Source organism: Methanosarcina subterranea, from assembly GCF_055385895.1.
Genome location: NZ_AP042426.1, coordinates 4187622 through 4206944 on the forward strand (window position 1 = coordinate 4187622; position 19323 = coordinate 4206944).

Consider the following 19323-nt stretch of genomic DNA (forward strand, 5'->3'; position numbering starts at 1 on the left):
AATACGCACGAGTATAAATATCAGTATGTAAAATCCGAGCCACCCCGCGCAGTTAATGTTAATATTTTTTTCCGGTACTGATGAAGGCGGACACGGGCGGCGTGCGGTGCTGCAAATAAAGAACAAGCGGAAGGTTCCTTTCAGGCTTGTCTGGAATAAAAAAGAAGGGGATTTTCTCCCCGGCTGGCCTGTCCGCTTAGCAGTATAAACTCGGACCTGCGGAACAGAATTAGTCTGAATTGATCAATCAATCAATCAATCAATCAATCAATCAATCAACCAATCAATCAGTCTTCCCTTTTCATCTGCGGGAAAAGGATTACTTCTTTGATGGATTCGAGGCCTGCAAGGATCATGGTAAGGCGGTCAATTCCGAGCCCCATGCCTCCGGTTGGGGGCAGTCCGTACCCGAGAGCGTTTATGAAATCGTAATCGACTGTTTGGGCTTCAAGGTCTCCAAGCTTTCTTTTCTTATCCTGGTCTTCGAACCTCTTTTCCTGTTCAAGCGGGTCGTTTAATTCGGAATACCCGTTTGCCAGTTCCCAGCCATTAAGGAAAAGCTCGAAGCGCTCGACAAAACCTGCTTTTTCCCTGTGGTTTTTAGCGAGGGGGGAGTTTTCTACAGGGAAATCGTATATGAAAGTCGGGTTTATGAGTTTGTCCTCTACCAGACCCTCAAAAAGCAAGGCAAGAAACTCACCGTGGCTTTTTGCCTTTTCGTAGTCTTCAATCCTGTTCTCGATGGCGATTTTCTTCAGCTCTTCAATAGAATGAGCAAAGACATCAAGCTCAGCATATTCTTTTAAGGCATCTTCCATGGAAATCCTCTTCCACGGAGAGCGGAGGTTGATAGTTTTTTCTCCCATCTGCACTTCATAGCCGCCTGTCAACTTGAATACGAGTTCAGAGATCAGACTTTCGGTTAAGTCCATCATATCATTATAGTCTCTGTAAGCCTCGTAGACCTCAATCATTGTGAATTCAGGGTTGTGGGTTGTGTCAATGTCTTCATTCCTGAAGTTTTTGGCAATCTCAAAGACCTTCTCGTATCCGCCAACAACAAGCCTTTTGAGGTAAAGTTCGGGGGCAATCCTGAGGAACAGGTTCTGGCCGAGGCAGTTGTGGAAAGTTGTAAAGGGTCTTGCATTTGCGCCTCCGTATACGGTCTGGAGCACAGGGGTCTCAAACTCGAGAAATTCCCTTTCAGCAAGGAATCTTCTGATTTCGGAGATCATTTTGCTCCTCATAACGAAAATTTCTCTCTTTTCGGCATTGACTATAAGGTCAAGGTACCTTTTTCTGTACCTGGTCTCGACGTCTTTTAAGCCGTGGAATTTTTCGGGGAGGGCACACAGGGACTTGGAAAGCAGGACAAATTCAGACACACTAATGGAATCTTCTCCTCTCTTTGTTCTGAAAATCTCGCCCTGAACCCCTATGATATCTCCGGAGTCCACAAGGTTCTTTACAGTCTCGAACTCTTCATCCGGGAGGTTTCCTTTCCTTACAAGCACCTGAATCCTGCCGGTCTGGTCACCAAGGTCGGCAAATATCATTTTACCGTGCTTTCTGATATTATAGAGCCTTCCTGCGGTCCTGACAGATAAGCCATCATTTTTTTCAAAGTCTTCGAATTTTTTAAGGATATCGCAGATATCCCCGTTCTTTTCGAACTTATAGGGATATGGGTTGAGTCCCTGGCTTATTATACCGTTTAATTTTGCAAGTTTTGAGTCGTCAAAAGCTCCGGAACCCGATAAACTGGTATAATCAGGCAGGGGCATTTTTTCAGAGATGTCCGTGTTGTTAATTTCCATGGTCATTTAATCAGTACATCCTCTTCAGGTTAATGTGAATAAATTAGTAAATTGGTTAATAGTCAATTAGCAGACCGATCAACAATCAATCAGTAACCTGCTTAAAGAAACTATAAATGTATCAATAATCAATAAATCAGCCCAACTCAACGCAGAAGAGGGTTTTAAAGGATCTGCCAGGAGCCTGTGAATTACTGGGAATTATACATCCACTTCGTGGCTGAATACTGAAGGTCTGAATTATAAGAATAACAACTGTCTATTATAATAACTGTCTATTAGCCTGATTCCTGACATTTATTTTTTTCCATACATCCATGCATTTTATATAAAAATATTGAGAAAAGAATCTACAGATTAATGAAAAATACTATTTTTCTCTGAGAAGCTTCTTCACACAGACTTTGCTGCAGAAATTCACACTGCATATTATTCTGTGAATTAATTCACAGGATTTATAATCTTTCCTCGGCCTTAAATGAAATTATGAACTCTGTCCCTGGTCCCTTTTTAAGCTCAATATTACCGGCCAGCTGGTCAATAAGTATATTTACTAACTGCAATCCAAGCGATTCAATACTCCCCAGTTCTATATTTTTAGGGATTCCTTTTCCGTTATCTGAAATTGTCAGGCTGAAAAGAGATTCGTGTATTTTATCATTGTTTTCTTCCCTGCAAAGCTGGATGCGAATTTCCCCTTCTTCACCTTCAGTAAATGCATGTTTAAGAGAATTCGAAACGAGTTCATTGACGATTATTCCTAGCGGAATAGCAGTATCCATATTAAAGAACGCGTTTTCTTCCAGATCCATTAATAGATGCAGATTTTTACTTCTAAGGCTATAAGTCTGGAAGAGATTTTTAGCTAGTTTTCGAAGATACTCTGAGAAGTTCAGAGTATCGGTTCCTTCCCCTTGATATAATTCTTCATGAATAAGGGACATTGAAAGTACCCTATTCTGGCTTTCCCTGAAAGCTTTAAGTACATCTTTATCCCGGAACTTTTCAGCCTGCAGATCGAGAAGGGAAGAGATAACCTGCAGGTTATTTTTGATCCTGTGATGAATTTCTTTTTTGCGGGCAGTCTCAAGATTTGCCAGAGCTTTTTCAGCCTTTTTACGTTCAGTGATATCCTGAACTATTCCTTTTATTCGAACAGGGACAGTTACATTATACGAAACAAATTCCGATTTCAGGTGGACTATACGCTCTTCCCCGTTAGCCAGGACAATCCTGTAATCAATACCAGATGATTTTCCTTTTACAGCTTTTTTAATGGCATTACAATAGTGGTCTCGATCATCTGGATGGATGTAACATAAATATTCATTGTAAGATGGTGCTGCTTTTTTGGGATCTCGTCCGAAAATACGATACATTTCCTCAGACCAGTACGCTTTATCCGATGCAATATCCCATTCCCAGTTCCCGATATGAGCCATTTTTTGAGCTTCAGCAAGGCCTTTCTCGTTCTCTTTCAATGATTTATAAGCGCCTTCAAGCTGGGCTGTTCGTTCTTCAATTATTCCTTCTAAATCGTCGTATGCCTTTTTTAGAGCTACTTCTGCTTTTTTGCGTTCGGTAATATCCTTGGCGATCTCGAACCGTACATCCCGGCCGTCCGGCCACTTGATGATCCGGTCCATGATCATGAAATGCCGGTCCACTGTGGGGTTGTAATACTCCCAATGGTAGAGCTTGTCCCTCTCCTTTAAAATAATAGGACTGCTGCAGAAATCACAGGGAGAGTCTCTCTGCTGGAACTCCCGATAGCAAATCCCTCCCACTAGTTCACCGCCGAACTTCTCCTTCATCGCCTTATTCGCGTACAGCACCTCATAGGTATGCGGATCAGTCACATACACCACATCGTCGATACCATCGAAAATGGACAGGAGCTGGGATCGCTCGAAAGCCAATGTCTCCTCGACCCGTTTGCGCTCGGTGATATCTATGAATGCAGAAATTGATCCATGTGGGTTGCCCTGTTCATCGCGCAAGGGTTTAGCGTTACCCAGTAAGTGTCGCATCGTGCCGTCAGGATAGACAAAGTTAAATTCGTAGTCGAGTAGCTCTGTGCCTGCAGCCGAAATATGAAGCGGCATCTCTGCAGGCAACAGCTCTACTCCATCCTTGAATACCCTGAAGGTTTCCGGTATCTCTCCTTCAGTAGCGGATTTGGAAGCATTTGAGCCTTCAGGAATCCGGAGCCATTCATAATAGAGCCGGTTGCCAGTTATATGAAGTGCCTGGGGGTCGTGGGCTACCCATACTGCAGTGGGCACTGCATCCAGTAATACTGCGAGTTCATCCGAGCGAGCTCTCTCACGCTTCTCACTCTCCCGCAATGCATTAACAACGGCATCACGTTCCGCCAGCGCCTGGAACATCGTGATATTGCTGTAGCTTAACTGTGAGAGCATGTGAGCAAGTTTCGTTAAGAAGGTCATGCCTGTATCTACAGTCTCCCTGCTCAACCGCGGAACTTTTTCAAGCGCTGCCATGTATTCTTCTTCATTGAAACCGTATTTTCTGGCATGGGATCGGAAGATCTCATAGTCCGGAAACTCATCCTCAAAAAAGAACTGACCTGAGAAAATATTGCCGACGTGTTGACCGCCCACAATAATCGGGGTCACTATATCCCACATATTGTTCCTGCACCTGTACAGCTTAAACTCTCCAGGGAGAACGCCCGCGGATAGCTTTGTATCACTTTCTATACAGTGCTTGCAGGTTTCAGGGTGAGCCCTGTGGAATCCGGTGCAGATATCCTGCCATCCGATACTTACCAAAACGTTGCCTTTGAGGTCTACCAGGGCCATGGTTATGTGAGCAAACGTATAGAAATCATCCATGAGGGACTGGATTGCCTGGGCATCAATAATATCAGCAAGCTCCATATTCTCCATCCCCAGAACAGGCGAAAGAATGCTTTCCAATTTAGGCCTGATGCGTTCCTCAATCTGGCACTGTCTGCCTGTCAGTTTAGCTTCTTCCGCCCTCATGCCCCTGGTAATATCCTAAGTAATATAGAAACCATCAGGTAGTGTGCCATTGTTATCAAGTTCCAGATCCGCCTCTTCGCGCACCCGCCTGATATCACTATCTGCGGTGATGCGGGATTCAGGATCTTCCCGGTTATCCTGCTGCACTTCTTCAACCTTCTATTGTCTGTAAGTAAGCCTGACAAATTTAGTATTATATGAAAGTAATAAGGGAATATAAGTTACATGCTATTATTTCTGATACATTTGAATTGTTTTCTGTCTTTGGTTTTTCTCTCGAAATAATCTGAAAATTCATGTCGGTAATTATTTGAGTCAGTAATATATCTTTAATTTCATAAAGAAATTTGGAGATGTTGATAAATGTTTTGTTGAACGGGTTTTAAAAGAAAAATTAGACTAAAAAAATAAGAGGAGGTATTTTAGATAAGGAACTTAAAAGTCAGAAAAAGAACAGGGCTATTTTCGCCAGAAACTTGAAATCTTTTTCAAAAGATACAGCCGAAAGCTATTTTTATGTAACAAACCTGCTCCGACGCTTAAAGTTAAATCCTCTGGCTGTCTGACCATTGGCTCATACTGATTTTTCCGGGTTTTTGCGCCTCATACTCCCGATATTGCTTCTAACCTTTGTATGCTGCAGCTTGCGGATGTTTCGGATCTGCCCGAGCCTTGTCCCGTCAAGCAGGTACACCTCGGCATTTTCAAGTTCTATCCCGCCGGACGAGAAAACCGGACCCAGAAGATCTTCCTGCGTTGACTCGTTAAAGGGAACACCTCCGCAAAGTTCGTTAAAGGCAGGCATGATAAAAACTTCAGGGTCAGCCCAGTCGTACCCGTTTTCAAAATCAAGGTTTCCAAAGCGTTCTTTAAAAGCTTCGGCTTTGAACTTCGTCCTGATCCAGGCAGATTCAACTATAGAATACCCGAATGTATCGGTAAAACGGATTGTAGGGTGGTTATGGGCAACGATCACGTGGGACGCAGTCAACAGTTCAGGAGCAGGCCAGGTATGCCCATGGAAGTACCCTATCCCATCAAGGACAGCACCCCTTGCCGAATGGACTTTTATATCCTTTTGCCCGCTGAAGAGAAATTCGATTCCTCCATCATGGTTTCCCGGTAGAATATCCACATGCGCGTATTCTGCAAGCGTTTCAAGAAAGTGCGGAATCTCATCTTTTTCCTGCCAGGACACCTGAGGAACGTTGTGTTTTATATCTCCAAGGAGCACCACCCGGTCAGGAGAAACTGTCTGTATATACCCCAGAATCCGGTCCAGCCGATCCTTCATGCGGCTGGGCAGATTAATTCCGCTCCTGTAGAGATCCCATTCGATCCCCAGGTGGATATCGGCGATAACCAGGGCAGTTTCCGTGTTCGTGGCTGTAAGTGCGGGTTCTTCAAGAATAGGTATGATTTCAGGCGGCATAAAGAATCAGTAGAGAGGGTTTTTAAATGTGATAGTATGCTAGGATAAAAATTTCAGTAGAGAAGTTTTTGGTGGTTCTCAGGCAGGTCAGCGTTCAGGTACAGAATATGTACGTCATGATATATAAATAAAATAGATGTTATAAAATCGGATGAGATTAAAAACGCTCGATCAAGGCAAGAAAGAAACATCTAAAAAATTTAAATTGATGTGAAATAATCAAAAGGTATTTTTGTTAAATAAAATACCCGGGAAGGAAATAGGGCATCTAGAGAAATAATAGCCAGATAAGTAGAAACAATAGCGAAAGAAGTAGAAATAATATCCAAAGAAATAAAAATGGAAACAGCAAAACCTGAAGATATTAAGACGTTGAAACGGCTAATATATGAGACAATTGATGCGTGCTATTCCGACATTTATCCCTGCGAAGCTGTTGACTATTTTAAAGAGTACCATAATACAGAGAATATCCTTAATGACATACTCAAAGGATACTGCCTGATTCTTACCTGCGGGAAGGAAATAATAGGGACAGGCACCCTCCTGGACTCTAATGCCAGAAAGGTCTTCATAAAGACCTTATATCAGAAAGTGGGGTTCGGAAAGAGAATTATGCACGGATTTGAAGACAAAGCTGTAGAAGAGGGAGTCAGGATGCTGGATCTGGATGCTTCGCTTGTAGCTTATCCATTTTACAGGGCTCTTGGGTATCAAACAAAGTCTAAAGAGATAATTCCGGTAAGAAACGGGCAAAACTTAAGATACTACAAAATGGTGAAAAATCTGGAGATTAGTTAAAACCGATCCGGAAACAATGGTCTGGAATTCCCTTTTTTTATCCTTTATTACCTATTATTATCTTCTTTTACCTATTAGTATCTTTTTTTACCTATTATTATCTTCTTTTACCTATTATCTTCTTTTATCTGTTTTTATCTTATTTTACCTATTTTTACCTCTCTTTGCTTGCTTTTCCCTTTTTTCCGGTTTTCCGGTTTTCCCTTCTTTTCCCCTTCATTCCTTTTTTCCCTTTTTCCTTTTTGCCCTGCTTTAGAATTAGTCTTACTCCCAAATTTTAAGAGCCATCGTTAAGAACCTTTTGTTTTTTGCTCTGCAAGCTTTTCTATCTTCACCGATAGCTCCTCCATCATTTTCCGCATCTCTGCAAGCTCAGCCTGTACCTGAAGAATTTTATCATATGTCGGACTCCGGTTGTCCTTAACCGCCTGTTCCTCAGCGAAACGCTGCTTGCTCGGCAGGATATATACGTAAATGATCCACATGGCGGTTATTCCAACGAGTCCCATAGCTCCGAGAAAAAGCAGATAATGCGGGAAAACAGCCCGGATATATGAATCTCCGGAACTGTAATACTGCAAGCGGCTGATCATGAGGAAGTTCAAAATTGAAAAAAGGAACATGGTTTCACTCATGAGGACGAGGAAACCGCCCAGCCTTGTGGTCATCTTGCGCTGGCGAGGGATGAGTTGATCAAACATATCGATAACCTGTTTTTAATTAGGATGATGTTTCGCAAACATAATAAATTTTGGGCACAGTTAGTAAAAATTAAAAAGTCGATCTCAGGACCGAAGCAAAACTCAAATAAACTCAAGTCCCGATCTCAGTTTCATCACTCAGAGATAACACTTTGCCTTACATCCACCTCAGCACATCCTCAATCGTGTCTACATACTGGATATCAATGTCTACTTCTTCCTCAATGTATTCTTCAGCGTCTACAACTTCCGGAACCCTCTCAACAACAGTAAAACCGCCAACCTTTCTTTCCACGATGTTGTAAATAACAAGCTCACTGTTTTCTCTGGGCAGAAGGAAGAGAGTTTTCCCCCCTGCTTCTGCTGCAGTGGCTTTTTCGAAAACCCCGCCTATAGCGCCGATATTGCCTTCATCGTCAATGGTACCGGTAAGGGTTACACTGTCATTAAGTTCGGTTCCATTGATTGCGGAAATCGTAAGAAGAGTCATGAGAGCACCTGCACTCGAACCATCGACACCAGGGATTTCCTGGTCTGCAGTAATGCTGAAGATAACATCACTGCCTGAAAGAGAAATTCCGGTTTCCTGCTGTGCAACGAAAACTGCAGTATTTGCAGCATCCTGAAAGATCACGCCCATAAGAGGAGTAGTCTGGACAAGCACCCGACCCTTTCCGGCTCTGGTTTCAACCGAGATATTCAGTAGAGCTCCCTCTTCAGAGACTACCTCCCGGACAAAAGGACCTGATTTTTCCAATTCAACATTCTGAAAGACAGCAGGAGCCTGTAAAGTGGCAAAACCCTGCATGCCTGCAGGACAGGCTTGAAGGTTATTTTCGAGTTCGAAAACTCTTTCCCTGTAGAAATCCAGCTGAGAAGCATAAGACTGGAGAGACTGGTTATTTTGAGTTACTTGCGTTTCGAGTCTTTTATTTTCCCTTTCGAGGGAATTTATCTGTGCCTGCATTTCCTGGATCTGCTCTCCCTCAACCGGAGCCTGCTCGAACAGAAGAAGGTAAGCATTCGCAACAAGCGAAAGGACAAGAATAAAGGCAAGAAGCTTGGATTTCATATAACGAATCAATTTGTCCCGGCTGGTACTTATTTCTTCCTTCGGATAAAGGGAGACACTACAGAAAAGAGCAGAGTCGGAGCAGACAGCATAATGTATGGGACTGACTATCTTTTCAGCGAGTAAATTGAAATGTATCTCCCTTCAAGAAACCCGTATTTTTGAGCAGGTATATTCGCTGAACAAAGACTTATCAGCAAGATTATCCATAACCAGTTGTTGTCCATAACCTGTTTTTGGCTCTTATGGCTGGTCTTTCAGGAGTATAGCCCTCTTTTTACACTACTTTCATCTATATGTTGCTCTTTGGCTTGCTCTATAAGTTCTTCGCTGTCTTTTCCGTCGTGTCTCCACATCAATGTTACTTTCAGGTTTGTTTCTTTATCTGATTTGGTAATGACTGCCCTACCATCTGTAGTCAGGCGAAGGTTAAAGCTTAGCTGTACCTGAGAAGGCCTGCGTTCAAGAGGTATTTCCTCCACAGTATCTCCAACCTTTCTTGAAAGCTCCTTGATAAGAAGCATTGCATTATTAATCGAATCTACGGATTTCTCTTCCACAGCTTTCGGAGATACGAGCGTCATTTTTATTGTACCTGGAGCATGCCCCAGTTCGGCTAAAAGCGGCCCTATTTTTACAGGTTCCTTATTGGGCTTTTTATTTTCATTTTTATCTTCATCTTTATCTTCATTATTGGTCGAGCCTTTATTGATAATACCTTTAAAGTTCACGCATTGTTACCCCCATAGGCAATAAAGGGACGTATGATAGAAAGAAAGGATACGGCCCGGAAAGAGTGAATAAGATATATAAAATAGTATATAATTGAATAAATAATTGTTGACATATCAGATTTCGGATTTTAGATTTCAGCTACTATGGCTAAGAAAGTAGCACTAAAGTTGAAACTCGTAAAGAAATTAATTAAAGTTCAAGGAAAAAATAAGGTAAAAATAGCCAAAATACAAGGAAAGTAGGATAAATTGCAGGGAAAATAAATTTGAGGAAAAAAGATTGAAAGCATGGGAATTTTTTATACTCCCCAGACTTGGAACTTTTTACATTTTCTGGACATTATATTCTTGAATCTATATTTTCTGGAAAGAGCAGTGATTACCCTGCCTTTGCAGAGTTTTTACTGATGTAAACTTCGCCTGTCAGAGTGAGGAATAGTTGACACGATTTTCCTCATGCTTTTATTCCATTTCCTCGGATTCTCCTTCTGCAAGTTTTACTTTCTTATTGCAGATATTACAGGTCCCCTGTTCAGTAATGCAAGGCTGCCTCGGGGCCTCACCTCCACATATTCCGCACTTTACCATACCATTTCACCTCCTCTTACCCGGTATGGGCATCTGTTGCCCATTAGTAATCAATCTACTATTGATATATACATGATCGGAAGCAAAATATGCAAAATGCCTGCTGTGCTTTAAAAGGACTGATATATCAGAATGGCCTGATCAGTGGCTTTAGAGACAGGAACAGAGGTATTTTTGAGTAAAGCTAAAAAATGTAAAGAAAGGATTCGATAGAATTCTACAGGATTTCTTGAGTGAACTACACCTACCTAAAATCTTCGTAAACTCAGATTTTTGAGGAAGGTGCTTCCTGCTTCATACTAGGCGGTTGCCGTTTTTTCCTGGTCCACAGGCTCAAACCGTAGTCCCTACGGCGAATTTCTTTATATTGATAGCTGCATTAATGTCCCTATCATGCAAAACATTACAGGAAGGACAAAGCCACTCTCTAATATCTTCTGTCAAATTTGGATGCTTATAACCACAAACGTTACAAGTTTTTGAAGATGATTCCCATTGACCTATCTTCAAAACTGTTTTACCAGACCATTCAGCTTTGTATGTTAATTTTTGCACGAAAGAATACCATGCTGAATCACTAATAGCCTGTGCTAATTTGTGGTTCTTTTTCATTCCTTTAATATTTAAAGTTTCAACTGCTACTGCTTGGTTTTCGCTGATTAGCTTTTTTGAAACTTTATGTTGAAAGTCATGTCTCTGATTAGCAATTTTCTCATGCAACTTAGCAAGTTTGTATGCTGCCTTTCTACGGTTTTTTGAACCTATGACTTTCCTGGAAACTCTTCTTTGCAAGAATTTCAATCTTTCAAGAGAAGTTTTCAGGAATTTAGGATTATCTATTTTTTCTCCTGTAGAAAGAGTAGCAAAAGTCAAAAGTCCAACATCAACTCCAATCATTGTAGCATGGGAAAATGATTCAGGTTCAGGACATTTCTCTCCATCATCAGTTAAGATACTGATATAGTATTTTTCTGTAGGGGTTCTCGATACCGTTATTGTTTTTAGAAATTCAGAATTAGAATTACTTTTAATAATATTTCCTTCTAATTCCATTTCCTTAAAAAGTTGCTTATGTATCTTAACTTTTATCCAACCGATTTTTGGTAAATTAATTTTAGAGGTAGCAAAATTAATAATATAATGTTGTGGAATTTGGAAAGAGAAATAATTATCTCTTTTTCTTTTCTTTTGTGGATATTTAAACCCATCCTTAAAGAAATGGTTGAATGCAGAATTAAGATTTTTGCTAGTTTGTTGCAGAGATTGAGAATTTACTTCTTTCAAGAAAGGATAAGCTTCTTTAAGAACTTGAATATGGTTATTAAGTTCAAATTCAGATATACTTATTCTGAATTTTTTATACATCAATGATTTTATTTCAAGAAGTTTATTGTAGACAAATCGAGTACTGCCGAAGTGTTTTTCCATAAGGGCTTTTTGTTCCTTATTAGGGTAAATTCTGTATCGGATTCCTCTCTTCATCGGCATTATATACGTTTGGAAACTATATCAATATTAACAGGATAACTACCGGTATGATGTTGGGAAGTTGACGGCTCTCATCCCCTCCCTGTACCATTCGGGCGAAAGTCCGATGTGCTGAGGAAGGGGGCTTCCCGCCTTATGAGATAAAATCCTGCAATATTACAGGAATTACGAGAAGATGTTGTGATTTCCAGGGAAAAAAAGGTTAAAAGTCCTGGTGAGACTGAATGAAGAGACTGAATGAGTATACTCTTCATCTTACTTTTTCTATCCATGCTGCATAGAAAGAGCTGGGATAGAGAAAGAAAAGTGGATCTAACTCTTTAACCCGAGCTTACTCGAAGAATACTTTACCTTTTAACTTTCTTCGGCTTTTTTGACTTTCGGTCCCTCTTTTGTGTCCTGAACGATATAACCAAGAGATTTTATATTCTCCCGGATCACATCGGAATTTGCCCAGTCTTTCTTTTTCCGGGCTGCCTCACGTTCTTCCACCAGGCTGGCAACTTCCTCCGGGATTTCCTCTTTGCCTACCTGTGCGAAGATGCCAAAAGCATCTGAAAATTGCTTATAAAGGGAGTGGATTTGCTCCAGAACCTGCCTGTTTCTTCCGGCTTCAAGGTATACGTTAGATGTGCGCGAAAGCTCCCTGAAAACTGTTATGGCTTTAGGAGTATTAAAATCGTCTTCTAATGCTTCTCTGAATTGAGTTTCAAGTTCAGGAAGGGATTTAAGGGTTTCCAGGTCTCCGGGATTTGATTCATCTTCTACATTCTTCAGAGCAAATTCAAGGTTATCAAGGGTCTCTTTGAGCTTCAGATAATTATTTTTTGCATTTTCTGCAAAGGCTCCGGAATAATCCAGCTTTTTTCGATAGTGTACTGAAAGGAACATGAAGCGTACAACCTCCCCCCCGTATTTCTCAACAATTTCGGGCAGGGTGAAAACGTTTCCTCTGGACTTGCTCATCTTCTCCCCTTCAACTATAAGGTGCTCTCCATGAACCCAGTTACATACGAAGGGTTCTCCTGTTGCGCCTTCTGACTGGGCAATCTCATTTTCATGGTGAGGAAAAATAAGGTCTACGCCTCCGATGTGCATATCCAGAGTCGGACCAAAACTGTTCATTGCCATTACCGAACATTCGATGTGCCATCCAGGGCGGATTTTCCCCCAGGGACTTTCATAATAGATCCCCCTTTCAATCTCTTCAGGAGTTGAGGCTTTCAGAAGAGCAAAGTCCCTCGGATTGTCTTTATCGTATTCATCCACATCTACGGATGCGCCAATTATGATATTATCAAAATCGAGCTTTGAAAGCTTGCCGTAATCCGGAAACCCTGAAATCCTGTAATAGACAGACCCGCCTTTTTCGTAGGCCAGCCCTTTTTCGATCAGCTTCCGTGCAAGTTCGATCATCCCGTCAACATTTTCCGTAGCTCTTGGATATGCTGAAGCCCGCTTTATGTTCAGCATATCAAGGCCTTTAAAGAATTCTGCAGTGTATTTATCCGTAAAGTCCTTAAGAGACATTCCGGCTTCTTTTGAGTCCCTGATAGTTTTGTCATCGATATCCGTAATATTCATCACGAGTTTTACCTTATACCCCAGATACTCAAGGGTTCTAACGATATTGTCAGTCATTAGAAAAGTTCGGTAGTTTCCTATATGGGGCATATTGTAGACCGTGGGCCCACACGCATAAATCGAAACCTCGCCTTCCTTTACAGGTTTGAATATTTCCTTTGTTCTTGTCAGGGTATTGTAGACTTGCAGCATTCGGAACGCCTCTGATTATTGGAAAATGCCTGAAAGCATATAGAAGAAAGCAAAAAATACAGTTCAACGCATTTGTTCTCTGTTAATTAGCCAGATTAATTGTTTCAATTTCTGGCCTGTTAATCAGCTAAACTGCTCTATATTTCAGCTAATTAAGCATAGCTGCCCTGTTACTTTTAATTTAGTCACAACTGCTTTATTACTCCCAATTGCTTTATTACTTTTGTAGCTCCTGTAAACTCCTTAATAAAAGAGCCTGAAACCGGGAACCTGGGGTAAAGGTCAGGAGAAATCTTCTTCAAATACTGATACTCCAAGCCTTTCCAGGATTTTTCCAAGCCGAAAAAGAGGGAGCCCAACTGCATTAAAGAAATCTCCTTCTATCCTTTCTACCATGACTGCGCCTTTTCCCTGAGCTGCAAAAGCCCCGGCTTTGTCAAGAGGTTCCCCTGTCCTGACATATGCTGAGATCTGTTCTTTGCTCATTTTAGCTATCCAGACATTTGTTGATTCGTATTCGCTAATTTCCTGCTCACTGTCAAGGTCCAGAACCGTGAGTCCGGTTATAACCTGAATCTCTCTCCCACTTAATTTTTCGAGCATCTTCTCAGCTTTATCAGGCAGGTGCGGCTTTCCCAGAATTTCCCCCTCGAAGATGACCGACGTATCAGCAGAAATGAGAATTCCTGAGTTAAAGTGTTTTGCCACATCCCTGGCTTTCTCTACGGAATGCCTAATAAGGAGCTCCTCAGGGTCCAGTCCTGGTTGAGGCGGTTCTTCATAAGAACTCGGATAAACAAGAAAATGATCTCCAATCAGCTGTCTAAGCAGTTCTTTTCTCCTTGGGGAGGCAGACGCGAGAATTATCCTGCGCATGGGAAAAAGTCCGGATGGATAGGATATATTTGTATGCATAAAAAGTAAATAAGTGGTAAATTTTTGCTTATGCGCGGGCGCTTTCGAAGAACTTTCTGACATTGTACAGGTCCTCAGGTTTTCCCAGCAGGATACAGGCATCATTAGCCTGAAGAAGGAAATCCCCGGCTGGAGTGGAGAAAAAATTCGAGCGCCTGCGGACTGACAGTACGGTTACCCCATGCTCTTTCCTGAACTCCAGGTCTGCAAGGGTTTTTCCGTCAAAATCAGAGCCTCTGCCCACTTTGAGGATCTGAATATCGATTCCCGGAAGCCCGTCTTTTATGCTGAAACCACTGTCAATACCTGTATCAACGGTCAGTTTCCGCAGTCTCCTGTAACCGTGAGCTCGCACATCATTTACCATTTTTTCAATGTCTTCCCTCGGGACGAGATACTTTTCAAGCAGTCGGACAAAAATCTCTACTGAGGTTTCGTATTCTTCAGGGATTATTTCATCCGCGCCCAGGGCATTAAGCCGTTTCATTTCCTGCAGGTCATGTACCTTTGCAATAATGCAGATATTAGGGTTCAGTTCCTTTGCGGCCTTGACTATTTTCCTTGTGGCGGCAGCGTCGGACATCCCGGTTATAAGGACTCTTGCACTCTTAACTCCTGCATGTTCCAGAACAGCACCAAAGGTTGCGTCTCCATACTGTATTTTTTCCCCATTTGATTTCTCCTGTTGCACAATTTCAGGGTTCATTTCAATGATAGTATAGGGAATACCTGCGGCTTTTGCAGCCTTCGAGACTGTCTTTCCGGAAAAGCCAAATCCTACCAATATAAGGTGGTCTTTCATCTGAGGCTCGGTTTTTTCTTCATAATCAAGGGGCTCCGAATAAATGCCCTGTACCAGTTTCATACCAAAAGCCGTGCTTGAAACCTTCCTAACAATGAAATCAGCAGGCCTGTAAGAAGCATTGATCACAAAAGGCGTAACCCCCATAGTTATGATAGAGACTGCCAGAAAAGCCTGATAGGTTTCCTCTGTGAGGAGAGAATATTCCAGCCCCAGCCTGGAAAGGACAAAAGAAAATTCCCCTACCTGAGATAGAGCAAGCCCTGTCAGTATAGTTGTACGGAGAGGAGACCCGAGAAGGAAAGTTACACCCACTCCGGCTATTAATTTTATGACAATGAGAATCACCGTTGCAAGAATAAGAAGAGGAAGGTTATCAAGCAGATAACTGACATCCAGAAGCATGCCTACGGACACGAAAAAAAAGCTCATAAACATGTCTTTCAAAGGCAGGATATTACTCATTGCCTGATGGCTGTATTGAGATCCCGATATAACAATCCCCGCTAAAAAGGCTCCAAGAGCTAGAGATAGCCCTATGCTGGAGGTAAAAATAGCTGCTGAGAGACAGATGAAAACAACACTGACGAAGAACAGTTGTTTGCTGCCTGTCTTACCTACGTGATAAAATATCCAGGGAAAAAGAAATTTGGCACTCAGGATAAAAACCAGAATGATCAGCGAGCCTTTGAAGAAAATATTAGGAAGTGCCCCCTCAAAACTCACAGAACTTCCTGCAAGCATAGGAGTGATCAAAATAAGGGGTACGATTGCGAGGTCTTGAAATATCAGAATTGCAAGCGAGGTTTTTCCATGTGGAGTATAGACTTCATTTCTGTCCTGAAGGACTTTGAGAACTATTGCAGTACTGCTAAGTGATATCAGGAACCCTATAAAAACAGATGTTGCAGGGCTAAAACCAATCCATGAACAGACAATAAGGGTAAGAGTTGTTGTAAAGAGGATCTGGAGAATTCCTCCTGCCATCACAGCCTTTTTCATCTTCCAAAGTTCTTTTAAAGAAAGGTCTACTCCGATCGTAAAGAGAAGGAAAACGATGCCGAGTTCGGCATTCAGCTCCATATTCTGCCCGCTATCCAGGATCCCAAGCCCATGAGGCCCTATCAGCATTCCGGTAACAAGAAAACCAAGTACCGGAGGGACTTCAAATTTATAGAATATTGTAAGGATAAGAATAGCAAAGCCGAGAATTACATCAACATGTGCCAGTACAGAGAATTCCATTTCGTTTTACGCCTCTGGGAATCAGAACAAAGTATTTAAAATTTCCAGTAAGTGAAGTTTCTTGAATTTCTAGGAGATATAGTAAATCTGAGTACAGGAAACACAATAGGACGGAGTGTATATCGAACATTTATGCTCTCCCGCCCATCAAAAATTATCTACTGTAAGTGAACAAATATTTATTAAGAGATATAGTATTTTCGGTAGGAAAAAATGTGGAGAGGAAAAAACATGGAGTAAAGCGGGGGTATGTACAGTTATCAGGTTTATTTCCGTGTTCTCCGTGATTTACGCCTTTGACTTAGATTGTGAAAGAACTCTGGTGCCCGGATACTGATTACCATACCTTTGGGATCAGTCTGTCTGTTCTCTTTGTATACTCCCTGTACCCTTTCACTTCCCTGATTAAGGTCTCTTCTTCCAGTTTCAACCTGTATAAGAACAGGAAAATCAGCACTACCGAAATGCTGAGGGAATAAAACGCATTGAGTATAAGCGGAATGCCGACAGCTTGTAATAGATTTCCTGCATAGGCCGGATGCCTTATGAACCTGTAAGGACCATTTTCGACCAGCTCGTGGTTATCCTTGATCTCTATATGGACAGAGAAATATTCTCCCAGTGTCCATATGCCCCAGGCCCTGAGGACTGTTCCAGACACTACCAGCACTGCTCCTATGGCTGTAACGGCAAAAGAATACCTTGAAAAAAGACTGTATTCAAGTGCCGGAACAATTAAAAGCAGCCACCAGAAGAATAAAAGCAGATGGCGAGTCCATTTATTTGATTGTATTCCTGTAATGTCCGAGCCTTTACATGCGAATTTTTCTGCCCGCAGGTAGAATACGAGGACTCCTGTATAAACATAAACTGGCAGATGGTTTAAAGAGCTCCATGTATCACCCATAATCATCCAGGCTGCAGCTGCCAGCAAAAGCATGAAGATACCTATACTCCAGCTGATCCAATCTTCGGTTCTATTTTCGAATTTAACCATTTACTATTTTAATTAAAGTAATTGTTTTTCTACTTTTCCGGCCTCAATAAACTCATATGAAACACAAAAGGTAAGTCAAGCTTTAAAGTTTAGACACATTTCCGGAAGTCGTGAAAAAACCGTCAAAAATATCATTGTTGACAGCTTCATTCAGCGGTATGAAAGAAGCCCTTCTTCTTATTGATATCCAGAGCGATTATTTTCCAGGCGGCAGGATGGAACTTGCAGGCATGGAAGATGCGGCAAAAAAGGTAGTTTCCCTCATTAAAGCATTCCGTATTACGGGCAAGCCTATTTTCTTTATTAAGCACCTGTCTGTCAGACCTGGAGCCACTTTTTTCATACCCGGGACTCTCGGGGCAGACATCCATGCCAGCATCCAGCCCCTTCCTGAGGAGACGGTCATTGAAAAACATTTCCCGAATAGCTTTTTCCAGACCGAACTCCTCTCGCGGCTGAAAGAAGCGGATGTGACAAATCTGGTAGTTTGCGGGGCGATGAGCCACATGTGTATAGACACAACCGTCAGAGCTGCAAAAGAACTTGGTTTTACTTCTACCCTGATTGCCGATGCCTGTGTCACCCGTGATCTTAAATTAGAAAATAAGCTTCTGCCTGCCTGTACTGTTCATGCTGTCTTCATGGCTGCACTGGACGGCATGTTTGCAACTGTTATGACTGCAGAGGAGTACCTTTCCTGAAAGTTCCCTTTTTAAAATTTCTTGCCGAAATTTTTTATATACAAATATTCCTTTTTCTGAGGCTCAAGTTTGTGATTTTCTGATTTTTCGTGATTTTGTTCTGATTTTTCAGGGGAAAGCTTCCTATAGAGTTTTGCGAAGGGAGTTTCAGTTATTCCGTGAAGTACAATTGACATGCAAACTATGAGGCTGACAACAGGCCATATTTCCATTATTCCGGTTTGTCTCATTGAGACCTGGGAATAGTAGAAAGCTCCTATCCCGACAGGGCCGAACCAGCCAGCAATAAGCCCTCCCACCCGAGTTTTGCCCACTCCTGCCAGGGTAAAACAAGGCCCAGAAGGGTAAATATAGGGACCATAAAAAAGCGGTCTACACCTTCAACAACATGCTCCTCTTCATGCCTTTCTTTTTCGGTTGAGACCATACTGAAAATAGTCCCTGCAACAAAAACAGCAAGTATTCCCTCACCCTCAAGGAGTTTTACTCCCCCGAGTACCAGGAGCGTAAGAGCCAGGCAATATGAGTAATAAGAGGATGCGTCAATGGTGCCCTTACTTTCGGCGATTCTCAGCATGCGGCCGGATATATAGCCTGCTACAGATCCAAGGACTATGGAAAAGCCCATTTCCCAGAGGAGGGTGTGTACTGTCCAGCGGTTTAAAGCCTCAGCAGGCCTGAGAGCCATCAATAGAATAAGGAAGAACTACAAAAAGGTAAGCCAGACCTTCGTTGGAACCTGCTTCTGTCAAAAGAAAGTGCCTTAATCTTCCAGGGAGGTTTTTTTCTGCCAGCTTCCCGCTTACTACGGATAAAGTAAGTATGGGGTCGCTTGGAGTTACAATAGCTCCTATAAGCAGGGATATGGTAAACCCAAAGCCTGTAATCCAGTACGTGAGCAAACTGCTGGCAATCCATCTGAAAGGCATTGTAACTACATGCATCATTACTACGGACCGCCAGTGTTCTTTAGTATACGAGGAAGGGACTCGAAGCGCCACTCCCATTACACCAACAGCAACCGCTAGCCTGGCAACCTCTTCGAGCAACCTGTGGTTCCAGATATCCAGATCAAAAATCCCAGAGACCGCCGGACTCAATAAAACCCCCAGGACCAGGGCTGCAATAGGCTCTGAGAAATTTAACCTTTTAATGACTTCGGAAATAAGCCCCAGAAAGAAGACCAGCCCGCCTATGATAACAAGGACTATGTTAATCGTCTCTTCCATTCCCCATTAACCCCAAA

At 42.1% G+C, this 19323-nt stretch carries 18 protein-coding genes; 3 read left to right on the plus strand and 15 right to left on the minus strand.

All coding sequences use genetic code 11. The features are described from left to right. Positions 1 to 55: 55 nt before the first annotated feature. Complete coding sequence (locus ACZ5A8_RS18220) at positions 56 to 208, plus strand: hypothetical protein (RefSeq protein ID WP_322221476.1); 153 nt, start codon at positions 56 to 58, stop codon at positions 206 to 208. A gap of 79 nt (positions 209 to 287) precedes the next feature. On the opposite strand, the gene lysS is transcribed toward ACZ5A8_RS18220, so the two are convergent. The 3 genes from lysS to ACZ5A8_RS18235 all read right to left on the minus strand — a co-directional run bounded on the left by lysS (position 288) and on the right by ACZ5A8_RS18235 (position 6257). Then, positions 288 to 1823, minus strand: coding sequence for a lysine--tRNA ligase (gene lysS / locus ACZ5A8_RS18225; protein WP_464530755.1), 1536 nt, complete (start codon positions 1821 to 1823; stop codon positions 288 to 290). Between the two features lie 449 nt (positions 1824 to 2272). After that, positions 2273 to 4825, minus strand: coding sequence for a PocR ligand-binding domain-containing protein (locus ACZ5A8_RS18230; protein WP_464530757.1), 2553 nt, complete (start codon positions 4823 to 4825; stop codon positions 2273 to 2275). A 574-nt stretch (positions 4826 to 5399) separates the two neighbouring features. Beyond that, complete coding sequence (locus ACZ5A8_RS18235; RefSeq protein ID WP_464530758.1) at positions 5400 to 6257, minus strand: metallophosphoesterase; 858 nt, start codon at positions 6255 to 6257, stop codon at positions 5400 to 5402. Between the two features lie 339 nt (positions 6258 to 6596). On the opposite strand from ACZ5A8_RS18235, the gene ACZ5A8_RS18240 reads away from it, so the two are divergent. Further along, a complete protein-coding gene (locus ACZ5A8_RS18240) occupies positions 6597 to 7058 on the plus strand; it encodes a GNAT family N-acetyltransferase (RefSeq protein WP_464530759.1) in 462 nt (153 codons plus the stop codon). Positions 7059 to 7348: 290 nt separating this feature from the next. Here ACZ5A8_RS18240 and ACZ5A8_RS18245 read toward each other — a convergent pair whose 3' ends face one another. The 9 genes from ACZ5A8_RS18245 to ACZ5A8_RS18285 all read right to left on the minus strand — a co-directional run bounded on the left by ACZ5A8_RS18245 (position 7349) and on the right by ACZ5A8_RS18285 (position 17376). Beyond that, complete coding sequence (locus ACZ5A8_RS18245; protein ID WP_464530760.1) at positions 7349 to 7759, minus strand: hypothetical protein; 411 nt, start codon at positions 7757 to 7759, stop codon at positions 7349 to 7351. A gap of 157 nt (positions 7760 to 7916) precedes the next feature. Further along, on the minus strand, positions 7917 to 8831 hold the full coding sequence (locus tag ACZ5A8_RS18250) for a S16 family serine protease (RefSeq protein ID WP_464530762.1): 915 nt from the start codon (positions 8829 to 8831) through the stop codon (positions 7917 to 7919). A 257-nt stretch (positions 8832 to 9088) separates the two neighbouring features. Then, positions 9089 to 9562 carry a CU044_2847 family protein gene (locus tag ACZ5A8_RS18255; RefSeq protein ID WP_464530763.1) on the minus strand — a complete coding sequence of 158 codons (474 nt, stop codon included), beginning with the start codon at positions 9560 to 9562 and terminating at the stop codon, positions 9089 to 9091. A gap of 465 nt (positions 9563 to 10027) precedes the next feature. Continuing rightward, on the minus strand, positions 10028 to 10153 hold the full coding sequence (locus ACZ5A8_RS18260) for a hypothetical protein (protein WP_464530765.1): 126 nt from the start codon (positions 10151 to 10153) through the stop codon (positions 10028 to 10030). A gap of 333 nt (positions 10154 to 10486) precedes the next feature. Next, positions 10487 to 11635: an RNA-guided endonuclease TnpB family protein gene (locus ACZ5A8_RS18265; RefSeq protein ID WP_464530766.1), complete on the minus strand. Its 1149-nt coding sequence runs from the start codon at positions 11633 to 11635 to the stop codon at positions 10487 to 10489. A 360-nt stretch (positions 11636 to 11995) separates the two neighbouring features. Beyond that, positions 11996 to 13417, minus strand: coding sequence for a cysteine--tRNA ligase (gene cysS / locus ACZ5A8_RS18270; protein WP_464530767.1), 1422 nt, complete (start codon positions 13415 to 13417; stop codon positions 11996 to 11998). 282 nt (positions 13418 to 13699) lie between these two features. Then, positions 13700 to 14293, minus strand: a complete 594-nt coding sequence (locus tag ACZ5A8_RS18275) for a Maf family nucleotide pyrophosphatase (RefSeq protein ID WP_464534200.1) — start codon at positions 14291 to 14293, stop codon at positions 13700 to 13702. Between the two features lie 67 nt (positions 14294 to 14360). Continuing rightward, on the minus strand, positions 14361 to 16379 hold the full coding sequence (locus ACZ5A8_RS18280; protein WP_464530769.1) for a monovalent cation:proton antiporter family protein: 2019 nt from the start codon (positions 16377 to 16379) through the stop codon (positions 14361 to 14363). A gap of 337 nt (positions 16380 to 16716) precedes the next feature. After that, positions 16717 to 17376 carry a methyltransferase family protein gene (locus tag ACZ5A8_RS18285; protein WP_464530770.1) on the minus strand — a complete coding sequence of 220 codons (660 nt, stop codon included), beginning with the start codon at positions 17374 to 17376 and terminating at the stop codon, positions 16717 to 16719. Between the two features lie 137 nt (positions 17377 to 17513). Here ACZ5A8_RS18285 and ACZ5A8_RS18290 point away from each other — a divergent pair, with 137 nt between their 5' ends. Then, a complete protein-coding gene (locus ACZ5A8_RS18290; protein ID WP_464530771.1) occupies positions 17514 to 18077 on the plus strand; it encodes a cysteine hydrolase family protein in 564 nt (187 codons plus the stop codon). An 11-nt stretch (positions 18078 to 18088) separates the two neighbouring features. Here the strand turns inward: ACZ5A8_RS18290 and ACZ5A8_RS18295 are convergent, their stop codons facing one another. The 3 genes from ACZ5A8_RS18295 to ACZ5A8_RS18305 are packed head-to-tail and all read right to left on the minus strand — an operon-like array spanning position 18089 to position 19306. Beyond that, positions 18089 to 18307, minus strand: coding sequence for a hypothetical protein (locus ACZ5A8_RS18295; RefSeq protein ID WP_464530773.1), 219 nt, complete (start codon positions 18305 to 18307; stop codon positions 18089 to 18091). 26 nt (positions 18308 to 18333) lie between these two features. Beyond that, entirely contained in the window at positions 18334 to 18765 is a 432-nt protein-coding gene (locus ACZ5A8_RS18300; RefSeq protein WP_464530774.1) for a cation:proton antiporter domain-containing protein, read from the minus strand. After that, on the minus strand, positions 18746 to 19306 hold the full coding sequence (locus tag ACZ5A8_RS18305) for a cation:proton antiporter domain-containing protein (protein WP_464530776.1): 561 nt from the start codon (positions 19304 to 19306) through the stop codon (positions 18746 to 18748). The genes ACZ5A8_RS18300 and ACZ5A8_RS18305 overlap by 20 nt, the downstream gene beginning before the upstream one ends. Between the last annotated feature and the right edge of the window lie 17 nt (positions 19307 to 19323).